The 13,931-nt window shown below is 51.5% G+C and carries 12 protein-coding genes and 2 pseudogenes; 7 read left to right on the plus strand and 7 right to left on the minus strand.

Annotation, left to right across the window (positions count from 1 at the left end):
• Nucleotides 1-10 precede the first annotated feature (10 nt).
• From HGO41_RS04840 to HGO41_RS04855, 4 genes are all read left to right on the plus strand, one after another.
• Nucleotides 11-382: a VOC family protein gene (locus HGO41_RS04840; protein WP_013578047.1), complete on the plus strand. Its 372-nt coding sequence runs from the start codon at nt 11-13 to the stop codon at nt 380-382.
• A 212-nt stretch (nt 383-594) separates the two neighbouring features.
• The gene (locus HGO41_RS04845; RefSeq protein ID WP_072012244.1) at nt 595-834 is read left to right on the plus strand and encodes a DUF1272 domain-containing protein; all 240 of its coding nucleotides are present in this window, start codon (nt 595-597) and stop codon (nt 832-834) included.
• A gap of 198 nt (nt 835-1,032) precedes the next feature.
• Complete coding sequence (locus tag HGO41_RS04850) at nt 1,033-1,677, plus strand: hypothetical protein (protein WP_013578045.1); 645 nt, start codon at nt 1,033-1,035, stop codon at nt 1,675-1,677.
• A gap of 289 nt (nt 1,678-1,966) precedes the next feature.
• Complete coding sequence (locus HGO41_RS04855; RefSeq protein WP_014416637.1) at nt 1,967-2,626, plus strand: LysR family substrate-binding domain-containing protein; 660 nt, start codon at nt 1,967-1,969, stop codon at nt 2,624-2,626.
• Here HGO41_RS04855 and HGO41_RS04860 read toward each other — a convergent pair.
• Genes HGO41_RS04860 through HGO41_RS04870 form a run of 3 tightly spaced genes read right to left on the minus strand, consistent with a single transcriptional unit; the run spans nt 2,599 to nt 4,744 of the window.
• Nucleotides 2,599-3,582 carry a saccharopine dehydrogenase family protein gene (locus HGO41_RS04860; protein ID WP_121019867.1) on the minus strand — a complete coding sequence of 328 codons (984 nt, stop codon included), beginning with the start codon at nt 3,580-3,582 and terminating at the stop codon, nt 2,599-2,601. The genes HGO41_RS04855 and HGO41_RS04860 overlap by 28 nt on opposite strands.
• Nucleotides 3,579-3,983 carry a VOC family protein gene (locus tag HGO41_RS04865; protein WP_013578042.1) on the minus strand — a complete coding sequence of 135 codons (405 nt, stop codon included), beginning with the start codon at nt 3,981-3,983 and terminating at the stop codon, nt 3,579-3,581. Before HGO41_RS04865 ends, HGO41_RS04860 begins: the two co-directional genes overlap by 4 nt.
• A gap of 17 nt (nt 3,984-4,000) precedes the next feature.
• The gene (locus HGO41_RS04870; protein ID WP_013578041.1) at nt 4,001-4,744 is read right to left on the minus strand and encodes an SDR family NAD(P)-dependent oxidoreductase; all 744 of its coding nucleotides are present in this window, start codon (nt 4,742-4,744) and stop codon (nt 4,001-4,003) included.
• Between the two features lie 134 nt (nt 4,745-4,878).
• On the opposite strand from HGO41_RS04870, the gene HGO41_RS04875 reads away from it, so the two are divergent.
• Both HGO41_RS04875 and HGO41_RS04880 read left to right on the plus strand, forming a co-directional pair.
• Nucleotides 4,879-5,781, plus strand: coding sequence for an AraC family transcriptional regulator (locus HGO41_RS04875; protein WP_013578040.1), 903 nt, complete (start codon nt 4,879-4,881; stop codon nt 5,779-5,781).
• A pseudogene (locus HGO41_RS04880) lies at nt 5,762-5,983 on the plus strand (LbetaH domain-containing protein); the annotation flags it as partial. The gene HGO41_RS04875 and the pseudogene HGO41_RS04880, both read left to right, overlap by 20 nt.
• A gap of 71 nt (nt 5,984-6,054) precedes the next feature.
• On the opposite strand, the gene HGO41_RS04885 reads toward HGO41_RS04880, so the two are convergent.
• On the minus strand, nt 6,055-8,454 hold the full coding sequence (locus tag HGO41_RS04885; RefSeq protein WP_013578038.1) for a glucose/quinate/shikimate family membrane-bound PQQ-dependent dehydrogenase: 2,400 nt from the start codon (nt 8,452-8,454) through the stop codon (nt 6,055-6,057).
• 178 nt (nt 8,455-8,632) lie between these two features.
• The gene (gene pqqU, locus HGO41_RS04890; RefSeq protein ID WP_250980831.1) at nt 8,633-10,786 is read right to left on the minus strand and encodes a TonB-dependent receptor PqqU; all 2,154 of its coding nucleotides are present in this window, start codon (nt 10,784-10,786) and stop codon (nt 8,633-8,635) included.
• Between the two features lie 787 nt (nt 10,787-11,573).
• On the opposite strand from pqqU, the gene HGO41_RS04895 reads away from it, so the two are divergent.
• Nucleotides 11,574-12,332: an alpha/beta fold hydrolase gene (locus tag HGO41_RS04895; RefSeq protein ID WP_250980832.1), complete on the plus strand. Its 759-nt coding sequence runs from the start codon at nt 11,574-11,576 to the stop codon at nt 12,330-12,332.
• Nucleotides 12,333-12,366: 34 nt separating this feature from the next.
• Here HGO41_RS04895 and HGO41_RS04900 read toward each other — a convergent pair whose 3' ends face one another.
• On the minus strand, nt 12,367-13,185 hold the full coding sequence (locus tag HGO41_RS04900; protein ID WP_013578035.1) for a hypothetical protein: 819 nt from the start codon (nt 13,183-13,185) through the stop codon (nt 12,367-12,369).
• Nucleotides 13,185-13,931, minus strand: a pseudogene (locus tag HGO41_RS04905) (hypothetical protein); the annotation flags it as partial. The gene HGO41_RS04900 and the pseudogene HGO41_RS04905, both read right to left, overlap by 1 nt.

The raw sequence follows: 13,931 nt of genomic DNA on the forward strand, positions 1-13,931 counted from the left end.
GGGGCCATTAATGATTGATTCAAACTTCGTTATTTTGTACGTCAACAATCCGCAGGTCAGCGCCAGATTCTATGAAGACCTTCTGGAAAAACAACCCGTTGAGGCTTCAGCCACTTTCGCCATGTTTGTTCTACCCTCAGGGATGAGGCTGGGCCTTTGGTCAAAGCATACTGTCGAACCCGCCGCTGAAGGTTATGCCGGAAATGGTGAGATCGTCTTTTCTGCTGACAGCAATGAACAGGTCGATGCTCTCTGCTCTCTCTGGCGCGATAAGGGACTTGAGATAATGCAGGAACCTGTTGAGATGGATTTCGGCTATACCTTTCTCGCGTTGGATCCTGACGGGTATCGCCTGCGGGTTTACCGGTTGTCGATAGAGTAAACAGCTCAACCCGGAGCGCCCTCACAGGCGCTCTGCTTAAATCAACGGGTTCTGATACGCATTCCAGCGATTGCCGCAGATGTTTCGTTATTCCGGTCAGTCCTTGCGCCGGATCTTTCCCAAACACCTGTTTCAGGATATGTTTATGACGAAACAGACCGGCGAACGTCTGATGGTTATCCCTGAAGTCATACTGTTGAAGGATAAATTCTATGCTGGAACTGAGACCCAACTGCGAGTGTTGCAATACCGATCTCCCCCCTGCTGCTGATGCCAGAATTTGCTCGTTTGAATGCACATTCTGTGTAACCTGTGCCGAAGACAAACTTCACGGGATATGCCCCAACTGTGGCGGAGAACTCGTTGCCCGTCCGCGCAGACCGGCCAATAAACTGGCCAATAATCCGGCGTCCATAACACGGGTATTTAAGCCAGAGGGCTGTGCTTCTTAGTTCCGCGCAGTGTCACGCCAGAGTTTCAGCCGCTGGCGTGCCTTCATCCAAAACAACGGTCATCTGTCTTCTCCTTACTTCAGGACATATAAACGCTTCTGTTTCCTGAAACTGAACTAAAGTTATCCTTCTCCTGCCACTCCCGCTGCATAAAGGGAGTCAAAGAATTCTATAACATTATTATTAAAAAGGATTTTTATGCCCCGCATCACTTCTCTGGTTTCTTCATCTGCACTGATCGGTTCGGTTTTTCTGCTCACCGGGTGTCCGCCCCCGCCTGATTTAACGCAGTGGCAGCGCCCTGGCAGCACCATAGATGACGCGCGTGTTGCGATGGGGCAATGCGGCGTCCCGCTTCCGGGGCCGGAACCTTCTTTTACCGACAATGAAACGGTGCTGTATTACCAGTGCATGGAGGGGAAAGGATTTACCTATAAGGGCGATTTCCATATTTGCGATTACTACAAAAACACCCCTGCCTGCATCGAGAAACAACAGGGACATCCGCTCAGTCAGCGACAGCTCGAAGCGCTACCTTTTGTCGCCGATAAGGGTTTTCACCCGATCAAACCGGATTCAGGCCGGGATGAGTCACAGCTCATCAGCTGGCGTAAAGCGGGCGCCTCGCTGCATTTTTCGCACGCTGTTGAGAACGATAAGCTCGCGTTACAAATGATGTATGAATGCGGATATCCGAAACCGCTAGGCTCGGTTCCTTTCGTTCCGACCATTCTTAAGGCCGCGAAAGTTCAGCAATGCATGCTGGATAAAGGTTTTGAACCGAAACATAAACTCATGCTGGTTTGCCGCAATTATCCGCAAGTGACAGGCTGCGGGAAATAGCGAAACCTATGTCCAGATTTCCCTGCCATCCGGCATTGAAGTGGTCAACAAATACACGATGGTTCATCAAGATGGTAAATCTACGAAGTCGAGAATATCTATGAATTTTCTGAGAATGACTGCTTCACTCTCGTCCACCAGAGATCCATAACCCCAATTTGCAAATGCAAACGACATTTCGTATCCCTGGGCGGCCTCAAAATCATTCTTATTGTCTCCGATCATTATCTTATGAAGCTTACCGTAATCGGCACGTGCTACAACTGCGTGTAGGGGTCAGGTTGGAAGAGTGGAGATAGGTTATGTTGGTTCAGCGGCATTTTTTGGGGTACTCCAGGAACAGGTCCAGCGGTTTCGCAATAAATGGCCCGACGTTATGCTTAACACGAAGGAATTACCCACCGAGCAGATCCTGCCACTCCTGGAGGAAGGCAGGATAGATTTGGCTTTTGTCCGAACGCCCGTGCATCTGCCTCTGTCTGTCTCCAGCCATGTCATGGCACGGGACCGATTCTGTGTGGCTCTGCCGGCAGACCACGCTCTGTCGAAGATGTCGACGGACATTCTCCCGCGCGCGCTTTCCAATGAGTCGTTTGTGATCCCAGAACAAGGTCTGGGCTTGCGTGAGGTCGCAAGGCGCGGAAAATTCGATCCACATATCGTCTCGTCGCCCGGAACTCTGGTTGCGGTGTTGACACAAGTAGCGCTGGGTATGGGTGTCGCAATCATTCCCAGTGTGCTGATCAACACGATTCAATTGCCGAATGTCGTTTTCAGAGAAATTGCCGGCCCTGCTATTGTTTCGGAGGTGGCGGCACTATTTCGAAGGCATGAGCGATTGCCAACGGTGCGCAATCTTATTGAACAGATGCTCGAGACTGACTGCCGCGCAGCTTTAGCATGGTTTTACACACCTATGGCTCAAAGTATGGAAATACGCGTCCCTTGAATACTCAGCGCAAAATCTGCACCAAATACTTTAGCTGGCGTCTGAAATCCAGGCTGGCTTACTCCGTTAAGCACCCGTCTGGCGGCTTCGACCGCAGCGAGTGGCGTATAGGAATATCCGTTGACCGTTTCAATGACTGCATGGTGAATGTCACCATCAACCCCGGTCATTTCTACCACTGCACGAGCGACATTACCTGCGCGCTCTTCCTGAGAGGGGCCATCAGGCAAGCGTGATAAATCTCCGGATGGAAAGGCATCGCCACTCACATGGACATACATTTCAATATTTGGAATGCCGGTTGAATGCCATGCAGTAACAAGATCACCGAAAGAGAGTGGCGCACATTCTACTTTCCCTTCACCAAAATCAAAAAAGTCTGTTTTGGCATCGGTTTTCGTCGTCAGTTCACCATTGACCCTGGCAAGCAGACCCGCGCTGATAATCTCTCCCACACTGAAGGCCGAACCCCGTGACATTGAGCCTGCAACCTGCAGCGCAATTCTCAAGCGTACAGGCTCATGCACCTTTTCAGCTATCGTCACCGCGAGACAATCCGTTGGCACAACATCCCATCCCACACCAGGCAGTAACATGACCCTGGCCGTGGAGGCGAGATCATGCAGTGACTCAGCCAGCCGATAAACGTTGATTTCGGCAGTAATATCCAGGTAATGAACACCCTGAATAATGCAGGCTCGCATCAGTGATTCTGAGGTATGAGCAAAAGGACCGGCGCAGTTCAATACAACCGTTATCCCGTCTAAATGACGAGGGAGAGCCCCGGCATCATCCAACGCAAAAGCATGGGCCCTTACGTCCAATGTTTTCGCCAGTTCATCCAGTTTTTCTTTATTTCTGCCGGCAATCACGAAATTGAGACCAGCGTCTTTTGCCTGTTTGGCAATCATGCGTCCGGTATAACCGGTGGCACCGTAAATAAGTAATGTTTTCATGATGAGGTGTGCTGCCAACTTTTATAGACGAATTCCAGGGTGTAGCCGTCGGGATCGATAACGCCGGCAGCGTAATAACGGGGATCATAATAAAGGCGTGCGCCCGGCGCACCATTGTCAGCGGCTCCCGCACTCATTGCTGCGGCATAGGCTTCATCAACCCTTTCTTTGCTATTAGCGACAAAGCCAACGTGCGTGGCCCCGCCTGCAGCGTCCCCCTCGCGCAGCCAGAAAAATATCCGGCCGTTGGCACCAAAGCCTTTGAGGTCAGGATGCCCCGGCGGCCCATCATTTCCGTCATAGTCCAGGCGAACGGTGACGCCGAGAGGCGCCAGGGCTGCGGTGTAAAACGCAACGGATCGCCCGATTTCAGTCACCGATAGAAAGATATGATCGATCATAGAGCCTCCTGTCATCATTAAATGTGATAGCCGCCAGCCACTTCGATGGACTGAGCATTAACCCAGCCATTTTCATCCGACACCAGACTCGCAATGGCCTTACCTACATCGTCAGGCTCCCCAACGCGTCCAAGCGCTGTTTGTGAAGCGAGTAAGGCTTCGAACTCATCATTCAGGCCGCCGCCCAGGCCGGTACGAATGGCACCTGGAGAAATAGCGTTTGCGCGAATACGGCGTGGCCCAAACTCCTTGGCCATATAGCGTGTCAGTACCTCGAGCCCTCCTTTGAAAGCGGCATAAGGCGCCACACCTGAAGTCGCAACGCGTGTCGTTGCGCTGGTCACATTCACGATGTGCCCCCCATCAGCAAGGACGGGCAAAAGAGCCTGTGTCAGGAAGAACGGGCCTTTAAGGTGAACATTGAACAGACTGTCGAACTCATTTTCTGTCACCGTTTCAATCGGGTTAAAAAGGCCGAAACCGGCATTGTTGATCAGTACATCAAAATCAGAACGTTGCCAGAAACGGTGTAGTAAATCCTCAAGGGTCTTCCTAAAGGTAAGGAAAGTTTCAGAGCGCGAAACGTCAAGCTGGACAGCGATAGCCTTACCGCCAGTCGCTTCGATTTGTTTGATAACCTTGTCAGCGGCTTCGGGATGATTATGGTAGGTGAGTACCACGCCCATACCGCGTGCGGCACACTGGATAGCCGTACTGGCTCCTATACCACTGCTTCCACCTGTTACAAGAATAACTTTCATGATGTTTCCTTTCTCTGTGTTTGCGTTGGAGTAATAGTAAGGTAAGGGTCAAACAGGGGCTTCCGTGTTCCTGCTCGATTCTTGCCTGTTTCTGCTTTATGCTCCTTTCAACGATGAGACCGAGGATGTAAGACATGATGATGCAATCCCAGCTTGATGAGCTTTGTGGTCTTGCCGCACACGCCAGCAACTGGCGAACGGAGACGGGGATCCCACGCGTCGCGATGGTTCAGGGAAATATTCCGGCTTCGGCACTGGCTGCGGTTTATGAGCCAATGATCAATCTGATCCTCAGGGGAAGTAAGTCGATGACGGTGGGAGACCGGGTTTTCAACTATGACCCTGCCTCGTATTTTGTGATGTCGGTTGATTTACCTGCAGTGGGTGCTGTTCATCCGTCTGCGACGGGAGAACCGTATCTGGCGGTGAGTCTGACCCTGGAACCTCAACGGGTGGCTGCTATGCTGGACGATTTACCTCAATCAGCCATGAAAAACAGACCGGAAGGCGCGTTCTCTGTTGCCTCAGTGACATCGGAACTTCTTGATGCGTGGGTCAGAATGCTGCGTCTGATGAAGACCCCCGACGATATCCCCGCCCTCGCGCCCAATTATGAGCGCGAAATTCTGTATCACGTATTGAAAGGACCTCATGGCTGGATGCTGAGGGACATTGCTTCTCCGGGCACGATGTTGGCCCGAATCGGCAATGCCATTCGCTGGTTAAGACATAATTTTACAGAAGAGTTTGTCGTTGAATCATTGGCCGAACGGGAGGCGATGAGCGTATCGGCTTTTCATCGTCACTTTAAAGCCGTCACGGCCATGAGTCCTTTACAGTATCAAAAGCGCGTTAGGCTACTTCATGCCAGAACGATGTTATTAGGCAGGCAACAAAGCGTGACGTTTGTTGCCCAGGAAGTGGGGTACAGGAGTGTGCCCCAGTTTAACAGGGATTACGCCCGCATCTTTGGTCTGCCACCGCTAAAAGATGTTGCCCATCTGCGTAAGGTCATCAATGTGCGTGACAATCCGTAATGTGAAAGCAGGCCAGGATGTGGTGATTTACGAACCCGCTAATGTGTATGACTGTATTCTCGGTGATGACGTTTTTGTCGGGCCCTTTGTGGAAATTCAGGCCAACACCAGCATCGGACGGGGGACAAAAATCCAGTCGCATACCTTTATTTGTGAATATGTCACTGTCGGGGAAAACTGCTTTATCGGCCACGGCGTGATGGCTACGGGCGTTGTAGCCATAAAAAAGGCCGCTTGCGCGGCCTTTCAGATTTCAGAGCTTATGACAGCTAATTATTTAGCGTCAGCGTCTGGCAGTGCGTAAGCGATAATGTAATCGCCCAGTTTGGTGCCGAACGAACCGTGACCGCCTGCTGCGATAACAACGTACTGCTTGCCATTCACAGAGTAAGTCATCGGGGTCGCCTGGCCACCTGCTGGCAGACGAGCTTCCCACAGTTTGTCACCGTTGCTCATATCAAATGCACGCAGGTAGTTATCTGCGGTCGCTGCGATGAAGAACACATTACCGGCGGTAGAAATCGGTGCGCCCAACATTGGCATACCCATTTTGAACGGCAGCGGTAATGGTGAGCTGTCACGCACGGTACCGATACGTTTTTTCCACACGATATCGTTGGTTTTCAGGTCAACGCCGGAGATGTAACCCCATGAAGGCTGTTTACAAGGGAAGCCCAGCGGAGACAGGAACGGGTTCAGCGTCACGCCAAATGGCACGCCGTACTGTGGCTGAATGCCTGTCTCAGTACCGGAACCGCCTTTATCGTTCTCATCTGGCTCCATAGGGTTGCCAGGACCACGTGGGATCAGTTTAGACACGAACGGCAGTGCGATCGGGTTAGCGATAGCCACCTGACGGTCGGTATCCACAGAAATACCGCCCCACTCGAACATACCGAGGTTACCCGGGAACACCAGCGTGCCCTGCTCGGATGGCGGTGTGAAGGTGCCTTCATAACGCAGTTTGTGGAAGATCACACGACACATCAGCTGGTCATAGATCGTTGCGCCCCACATGTCTTTACCGGTCAGTTTGGCTTCCGGACGGAAAGTCAGTTCGGAGAACGGCTGAGTCGGAGAAACGTGGTCGCCTTTCGCTGCGCCTTGCGGAACAGGTTTTTCAGGTGCGTCAACAATCAGCTTACCGTCACGGCGATCCAGCACGAAGATGTTACCGGTTTTGGTCGGTACATAAATCGCAGGAACTTTGTTGCCGCTCTTGTCAGTGATATCAGCCAGCGTTGGCTGCGCCGGAACGTCCATATCCCACAGGTCGTGATGAACGGTCTGATAGAACCAAGCCAGTTTACCGGTGGTCGCATTCAGCGCCAGCAGGCCGCTCGCATAACGTTCCATTTCCGGAGTACGGTTGCCGCCCCAGATATCTGGTGTCGCTACGCCGATTGGCAGGTAGACCAGATCCAGTTTGTCATCATAAGCCGCAGGCGCCCATGAGTTCGGGGAGTTTGGCGTGAAGTGCTGACCATCTTCAGGGATTTTGTTTGGCTCAGCCGCACCCGGATCGAAGGCCCACAGCAGTTTGCCGGTTTCCACATCAAAGCCACGGATCACGCCGGAAGGCTCGCGGTTTGAGTAGTTATCGGTAACCGCACCCGCCACGATGATCACAGATTTAGTGATGATTGGCGGTGACGTTGGCTCGTAGTGGCCTGGCGTTGCGTAAGGCATGTTGCCTTGCAGGTTCAGCTCACCGTTGTTACCGAATGCCGGGCAACGTGCGCCGGTTTCAGCGTCCAGCGCAAACAGACGGCCATCGTTGACCGGCAGAATGATACGACGTGAACAGACAGCAGGCGCTGCGCCATTAGCCGCATCACCTTGTGCAGCAGGTGTGGTCTCATGATAAGACACACCGCGACAGGTCACGTGCTGGAAGGTCGGGTTAGAATTGAGCTGCGGATCGAACTTCCACTTCTCTTTACCGGTCGCGGCATCCAGAGCAAACAGCTTCTGGTGCGGCGTACACAGGTAAAGCATGTCGCCGATTTTGATTGGCGTCACTTCGTCAGTGATTTCGCCCGGATCGTTCGGGGTCTTCAGGTCACCGGTACGGAAAGTCCAGGCCACGTCGAGCTTGCTGACGTTTTTATCGTTGATCTGGTTCAGTGGCGAGTAACGGGTACCGCCCTGAGTACGGCCATAGGCCGGCCAGTCACTGGCAGGAACGCCGGAATCGGTTGCCGCCGGTGCAGCATCGGCAGCTTTAAGGGTGCCGTTGATTTCCTGCGGATCGTTGAAGACGGAGTACGCCAGCACAATCACGGTGAACAGCAGGGAAACGGCCAGAGCGCCGCGTGCGAAAGCGTTTTTCGCCAGCATCTGGTTATACACAACCGGCAGCAGGATCCACAGGCCCAGGAAGAAGGTGACGTCTAAACGCGGCGTCAGTGCCCAGAAGTCTGTGCCTACTTCCCACACCGCCCACACCGTGGTGCCGAACAGGAAGATTGCGTACAGCAGTAATGCAGAAGAGCGACGGCGATACAGCAACCACGCGGTAACCAGCGAGATAACACCGGCAATAATGTAATAAAGAGAACCACCTAATTTTGCCAGCCAGATACCGCCGACAAGAAGATAAATCCCGCTTAACGCGGCGAACAAAGCGGTAATTATGACGACGATGCGTGATAACGAGGCTTTCGTTTCCATAGTTGATGACCTTACTGATTTTTTATAATCGTCGATTCAGGCATGAGCCGAATCTTCAAGAACATCCGGTTCTCACCGGGTGTCATTCCTTGCATGTGCTGCCCCGCTTCAAAAAGTGCAGGTAACGGGCAGCACCGCGTGGTTCATTGTTCTGCTGACTGAACGTACTGACTAAAAGTTATTCGAAACTATAAGAAAGCGTAGCGCCGCCACCGTAGTTTCTGCCAGGTGCCGGTTCGAAATAACGGCCATTGCCTTCATTAACAATCACAGAACCGACATAATTTCTGTCGAACAGGTTGTCGACGCGGGTAAACAAATCGAGCGTCACTTTGTTCCAGTTGAAGCGGTAACCCGCATTCACGCTGGCCACGGTATAAGCGGGGGCCTGTTCACTGTTTTCGTCGTTTACTTCAATGTCGCTCATGTATCGCACATCGGCGCCCGCGTGCCAGCCGTCAACCGGTGCCCACTCAAGAGAAGCGTAGCCCATGTTGCGCGCAATACCCGGCAGTCGGTTGCCTGCTGGTGTGCAATCACCCGCGCCACAGGTCTCGTTGCGGAAAGTAGCATCGAGCAGCGTCCAGGCCATTTTCACGCGCCAGTTTTCTTCAATCTGCTGATCTAACGACAGTTCCAGACCGCGACGGCGTGTCTTACCGGCGTTGGTGTAGCTTGACCGCCCGCCGACACTTTGTGCCACAATCAGCTCGTCATCGGTATCGGTCTGGAAGACGGCAGCGGTCACTAAACCGTTGCCCACGCGCCATTTGCTGCCCAGTTCCACGGTGTTACTGGTGGAAGGTTCCAGTCCCAGATTCAGGCCAGATTTACCATCGGTGCTGTAAGAAAGCTCGTTAATGGTCGGCGTTTCGAAACCGCGCCCGGCCGAAATATAAGTGTTCAGTGCAGGCGTCACGGCATAGTTCAGGGACGCCATCGGCAGCAGTTTGTGATAACGGCGCGAACCGCTGTCATCAGGGTTGCTGCCGGTAATGTAATAATCCTGCGAGTCGAAACTCACGGTGCTGTAACGCGCACCGGCATCCAGCGTCCAGCGCGATGTCAGGTTCCACGTGGTTTGCAGATAGGGATCGAGGTTCCACATCACGTTCTTTTCGTTACGGCGTTCGTCGCCTTTCACGCCCAGATCGCCTTCATCATTGAAGTTTTCATAACCGAAACGACGCTCGGTCATGGTTTCATAATCCAGCCCGCCGGTGACGGAAAACGGCACGGAACCTATCTGATCGTCATGTTTCCAGCGGGTATCCACACCGGAATACTTACGTTCCAGAACAATCACCCCGCCCGCGTTCAGCGGATTTTTCTGCGATGCCGCCGGAATGGTCTGGTACTGCGTCGTGTGGCGTTCGCCGTGATAAGTCATCAGGCTGAACTCGTCGTTTTCGCCCATCTGACGCTGATAGCGTAACCCGACCTGAGTCTGATCCAGACTCTTACGTGCGTTGTACTGATCGGCGCGTTTGGCCTGCTTCGGGTCATCATGCCATTCAGATTCTGTCAGGCCACCCGGATCGTTGGCATCCACGGACACGCTGTTAAACATCAGCGTCAGGGTGCTGTCATCATCAATACGCACGCCCAGTTTGCCGTTGCCGAGATTTTTCTGCGTACCGCTATGGTCACGGTAGCCGTCAGTGGTGAAACGGGAACCGGAAATCAGGTAATTCACATCACCGGCATGGGTGCCGTCGCCGGTTGCGCCGCTGGCTTTGACGCTGTTACGAAACGAGCCGTAACTGCCAAAATAAGTGCCCGCTTCCAGTTTGGCAGGCTGTGAACCGGTTTGGGTATCGACGTTCACCACGCCGCCGGAGGCGTTGCCGTACAGCGCTGAGAACGGCCCGCGGAGCACTTCAACACGCTCTACCGAGTTCAGATCGATATTGGAGGTCTGTCCCTGCCCGTCCGGCATGGTGGCAGGAATACCATCAACGTAAATACGCACACCGCGCACGCCATACATGGAACGGCTGCCGAATCCGCGAACGGAAAGTTGCAGATCCTGCGCATAGTTCTGGCGGTTCTGAACCTGTAAACCGGGGACGCTGCCAAGGCTTTCAGACAGATTGACCTGCGCTTTGCTGTTTCTGAAATCCCCGCCATCAATCACGCTGACTGCCGCCGGGGTATCGAGTTCGGATAATTTACCGGTGCTTTCACGCTTGATGACCATCATTGTTGATGAGCCGGCGGTGTCACCCGCATCATCTTTCGGCGACGCTGTCGAAGACTGGGCGTAACTGACTGATACCGGGTTAAAAAATGACAAAAACGTGATGATAAAAGCAGAGGTTTTGGCGTTCACTTTATGAGTTCTTTTGTTTTACGTTAAAAGGTTGAGTCAAAAAATACGACGCATCTCTCAATTCTGGACATAAGAAGTAGACATAAATTGACCAATCTGATTGAGAGCCGTGAAGGGGCTCACTATAGATTTTTTCTTCCTGTTAGTACATACGCAACTTTACAAATATAACTTTTTAACAAAATACCGCACGCAGTGTACATCTGACGCCATTTTCAAATTCTATCTCCGCGCAAAATACAGGGTTTTATTCGTCTGATAGCGTTTATATTCCGATACAAAATAAACATCCGCTTTCATTCGAAAAATCATCCAACGATCTCCCGGTATTTATCCGCGCCTCAGTGGTAACGATTACACAATATACAACCAACTGATAATTAGGTGATTTACCGGAAAACAAAAATGCACCTGATGCGTATTTATCAGAGAATATTTTCAGCTGGCTAATTCCTTTTTATCTTTCGAAATCCAGACGAAGGCGCAGACCTCAGAATAAATATAGACCACTATTTCAAGACAGCGGCATATTCATCGCTGTTTTTTCAGACGATAAGTTCCGTGTAATGAAACCGTGGCGTCTTTACAAAAGATATAAAATGGAGAATTCTCACAGCGCTTAAAATACCCGCAAATAAACCCGGGGAAACGTTTTCACCGCATCCTGCGGGTCAGCGGCTTTATGACTTTTTTGTCATCCGCAGGTCACTCCTCTGTCAGAGCGCCACACGCAAAGTGGCATCACACACTGAGTTTCATTTCTGATCACAGTAAAAGAGGTCGTGCCATGCGTTTACGTGTAGTTTCAACATTATTGTTTGCCGCCACTGCGGCGTTCGGTTGCCAGGCAGCCACCGCTGCGCCAGTGAAAAATATCGTGCTGGTTCACGGCGCGTTTGTTGGCGGCTCTGGCTGGCGTCCGGTGTATGACATTCTGACCCGCGATGGCTATAAAGTGACACTGGTACAGGAACCACTGACGTCGTTTGCCGATGACGTTGCAGCCACTAAACGTATTCTGGACAGGCAAAACGGCCCTGCCATTTTGGTCGGCCACAGTTATGGCGGCGCGATTATTACTGAAGCAGGCAACGATCCGCACGTAGCGGGGCTGGTGTATATCGCGGCGCATGCGCTGGACAACGGGGAAACCGAAGCAATTAACGGTAAGAAATACCCGAACTCCGCGCATCCGTTTGTGAAAACGCCGGACGGTTTCCTGTACATCAATCCGGCCAATTTCCCGTCTGATTTCGCCGCAGACCTGCCACGTAAACAGGCTGAATTTGAAGCGCAGGCCCAGATGCTGACATCCGCCAGCGTATTTACTGCGAACATTCCTGATCCGGCCTGGAAAGTGAAACCGAGCTGGTACATGGTGGCGAAGGCCGACAAGATCATTAACCCTGATTTAGAACGCATGTACGCCAAACGCGCACACAGCCACACCGTGGAAATCGCAGGCGCCAGCCATTCCGTTTATGAATCACATCCAAAAGAAGTGGCCGCACTGATTGAGCAGGCGGCAATGGGGGCAGTGAAGTAAAATTATTGACGGCGGACTAAGGCGAACACTTTGATCAGCCGTATAATTCTTCCGGTAATCCTTTTGGGAAAAAACCTTCTGGCGGCACATCGATAAATTCGCCTTCAACCCGACGGATAAGGGTCCAGCCGGTTTCGGTCCACTCAGTTTCTTCCCAACCGTAATCTTTTTCACCTGTGTCTGGGTCTGACCAGTTACTGCGCCTGATGCCCTGAGATGCAGGGACTGGTTGCCCAAAGTCCTCGGGAATAAACCGGGCTGGTGCAAACTTAATATCCGGAAGATAGAATCCTGTTTGTTCGGGATTTTGTCCTATTTCTATTCTTACGGAAGGATCAAGTTCATAACAAGGTATTTTTGCTGGGAGTTCAATGTTTGAATATAAGCTTCCGCAGCCGGTATAGGTCAAATCCCCGTCGTCCCAATTGCCGCGCAAAGTATATGACAGTCTATTGTCTAATGCTGATGCTTTATATTCTAATTCAGAGATATTTAAAATATCCTCCTCCTTCATCCAGCCATTCCAAAACTCGACAATACCTTTGTTAATATTGCTCATAGCATGACCGATATCGAATGCTTTGATATCGTTATGAGTTCGTAGGATATAAGCTTTCATGTATCGTTCTTTCATTGGCCTGATATTAGGCATCACCCGAGACTCCCATACCACATCGGCCTGTTGCCACTGTGGGAGCTTTCTGGCGTTAAGCGGCATTTCACGTTTATATCTTGCCAGTGCTTCCTCATGTGCATCGATATAAGCAATAATGGCATCACGGGTTTCGGCATAATGTTCTGCTGAGATAAATTTTTCTAAAAAGTAACATTCCTGCGGATGTAAAATACCCATTATTCTTTTCCTTTTGGTTCATACCAGTTGTTTTTATTCTCTAGCTTCGGTAGCCCCAGATAAGGGCTGACAGGGTCACCGGCCACATCACCATAGCCCCAGCCGGTTTTACGCCGCTCACCGGTAAACTCTTTTCTAAGCTGCGACGGGTCCAGTACGATTTGTACCGCTCCACCTTCCAGCGAATATTCTTTGGCATTCTCATTAACTTGTGTTGCAGCGCGACCTTCCCAGACTTTAAGCGGTTGCCCCGGCGGAACGGTGTAAACGACATATTCCCCGTTTTCATTCCAGCTTTTCCATACGGCAAAGTTTTTACGCCAGTCACTTTTCGATGTCAGTTTTTCAAACTCTGCCTTACGCATCCAGCAGATGCTGTTGTCTGAAGAGTTTGGGTCAATGACCCGATAGATAATTTCACCCGGGGGAATTTCAACGCCTGTCATGGAATTATCGAAAGTATTAAATTTCCCATTCAAAGGTGTTTTGCGGTGAGGCATGTTTTTAATGTCTGGCCAGCCTTGGTCAATTTGGACGATTTGTGGTTTGGATAGTTTTTTAATCGGCTTATATTTCTCCACGGATACCCCAACATCCACCCAATCCGGTTTTTCCTGCTTAAACATCTCCACTTCTTTAGCCGCCCGTTCGCCGCCGTAGAGGTGTACGTTGGTGCCCACATGCGCGCGGTAGGCATTGTCACCTTCAACACGCAGGCGGTTTGCCAGTTTTTCCAGTAAATCCGT

Source organism: Rahnella sp. CG8, from assembly GCF_023701875.1.
Lineage (GTDB): Bacteria > Pseudomonadota > Gammaproteobacteria > Enterobacterales > Enterobacteriaceae > Rahnella > Rahnella aceris.

Bases quoted from the DNA above. Each gene is read 5' to 3' on its own strand.
- HGO41_RS04840 (WP_013578047.1), top strand. From the start codon at position 11: ATGATTGATTCAAACTTCGTTATTTTGTACGTCAACAATCCGCAGGTC.
- HGO41_RS04845 (WP_072012244.1), top strand. From the start codon at position 595: ATGCTGGAACTGAGACCCAACTGCGAGTGTTGCAATACCGATCTCCCC.
- HGO41_RS04850 (WP_013578045.1), top strand. From the start codon at position 1,033: ATGCCCCGCATCACTTCTCTGGTTTCTTCATCTGCACTGATCGGTTCG.
- HGO41_RS04860 (WP_121019867.1), bottom strand. From the start codon at position 3,582: ATGAAAACATTACTTATTTACGGTGCCACCGGTTATACCGGACGCATG.
- HGO41_RS04865 (WP_013578042.1), bottom strand. From the start codon at position 3,983: ATGATCGATCATATCTTTCTATCGGTGACTGAAATCGGGCGATCCGTT.
- HGO41_RS04870 (WP_013578041.1), bottom strand. From the start codon at position 4,744: ATGAAAGTTATTCTTGTAACAGGTGGAAGCAGTGGTATAGGAGCCAGT.
- HGO41_RS04875 (WP_013578040.1), top strand. From the start codon at position 4,879: ATGATGATGCAATCCCAGCTTGATGAGCTTTGTGGTCTTGCCGCACAC.
- HGO41_RS04885 (WP_013578038.1), bottom strand. From the start codon at position 8,454: ATGGAAACGAAAGCCTCGTTATCACGCATCGTCGTCATAATTACCGCT.
- HGO41_RS04895 (WP_250980832.1), top strand. From the start codon at position 11,574: ATGCGTTTACGTGTAGTTTCAACATTATTGTTTGCCGCCACTGCGGCG.
- HGO41_RS04900 (WP_013578035.1), bottom strand. From the start codon at position 13,185: ATGGGTATTTTACATCCGCAGGAATGTTACTTTTTAGAAAAATTTATC.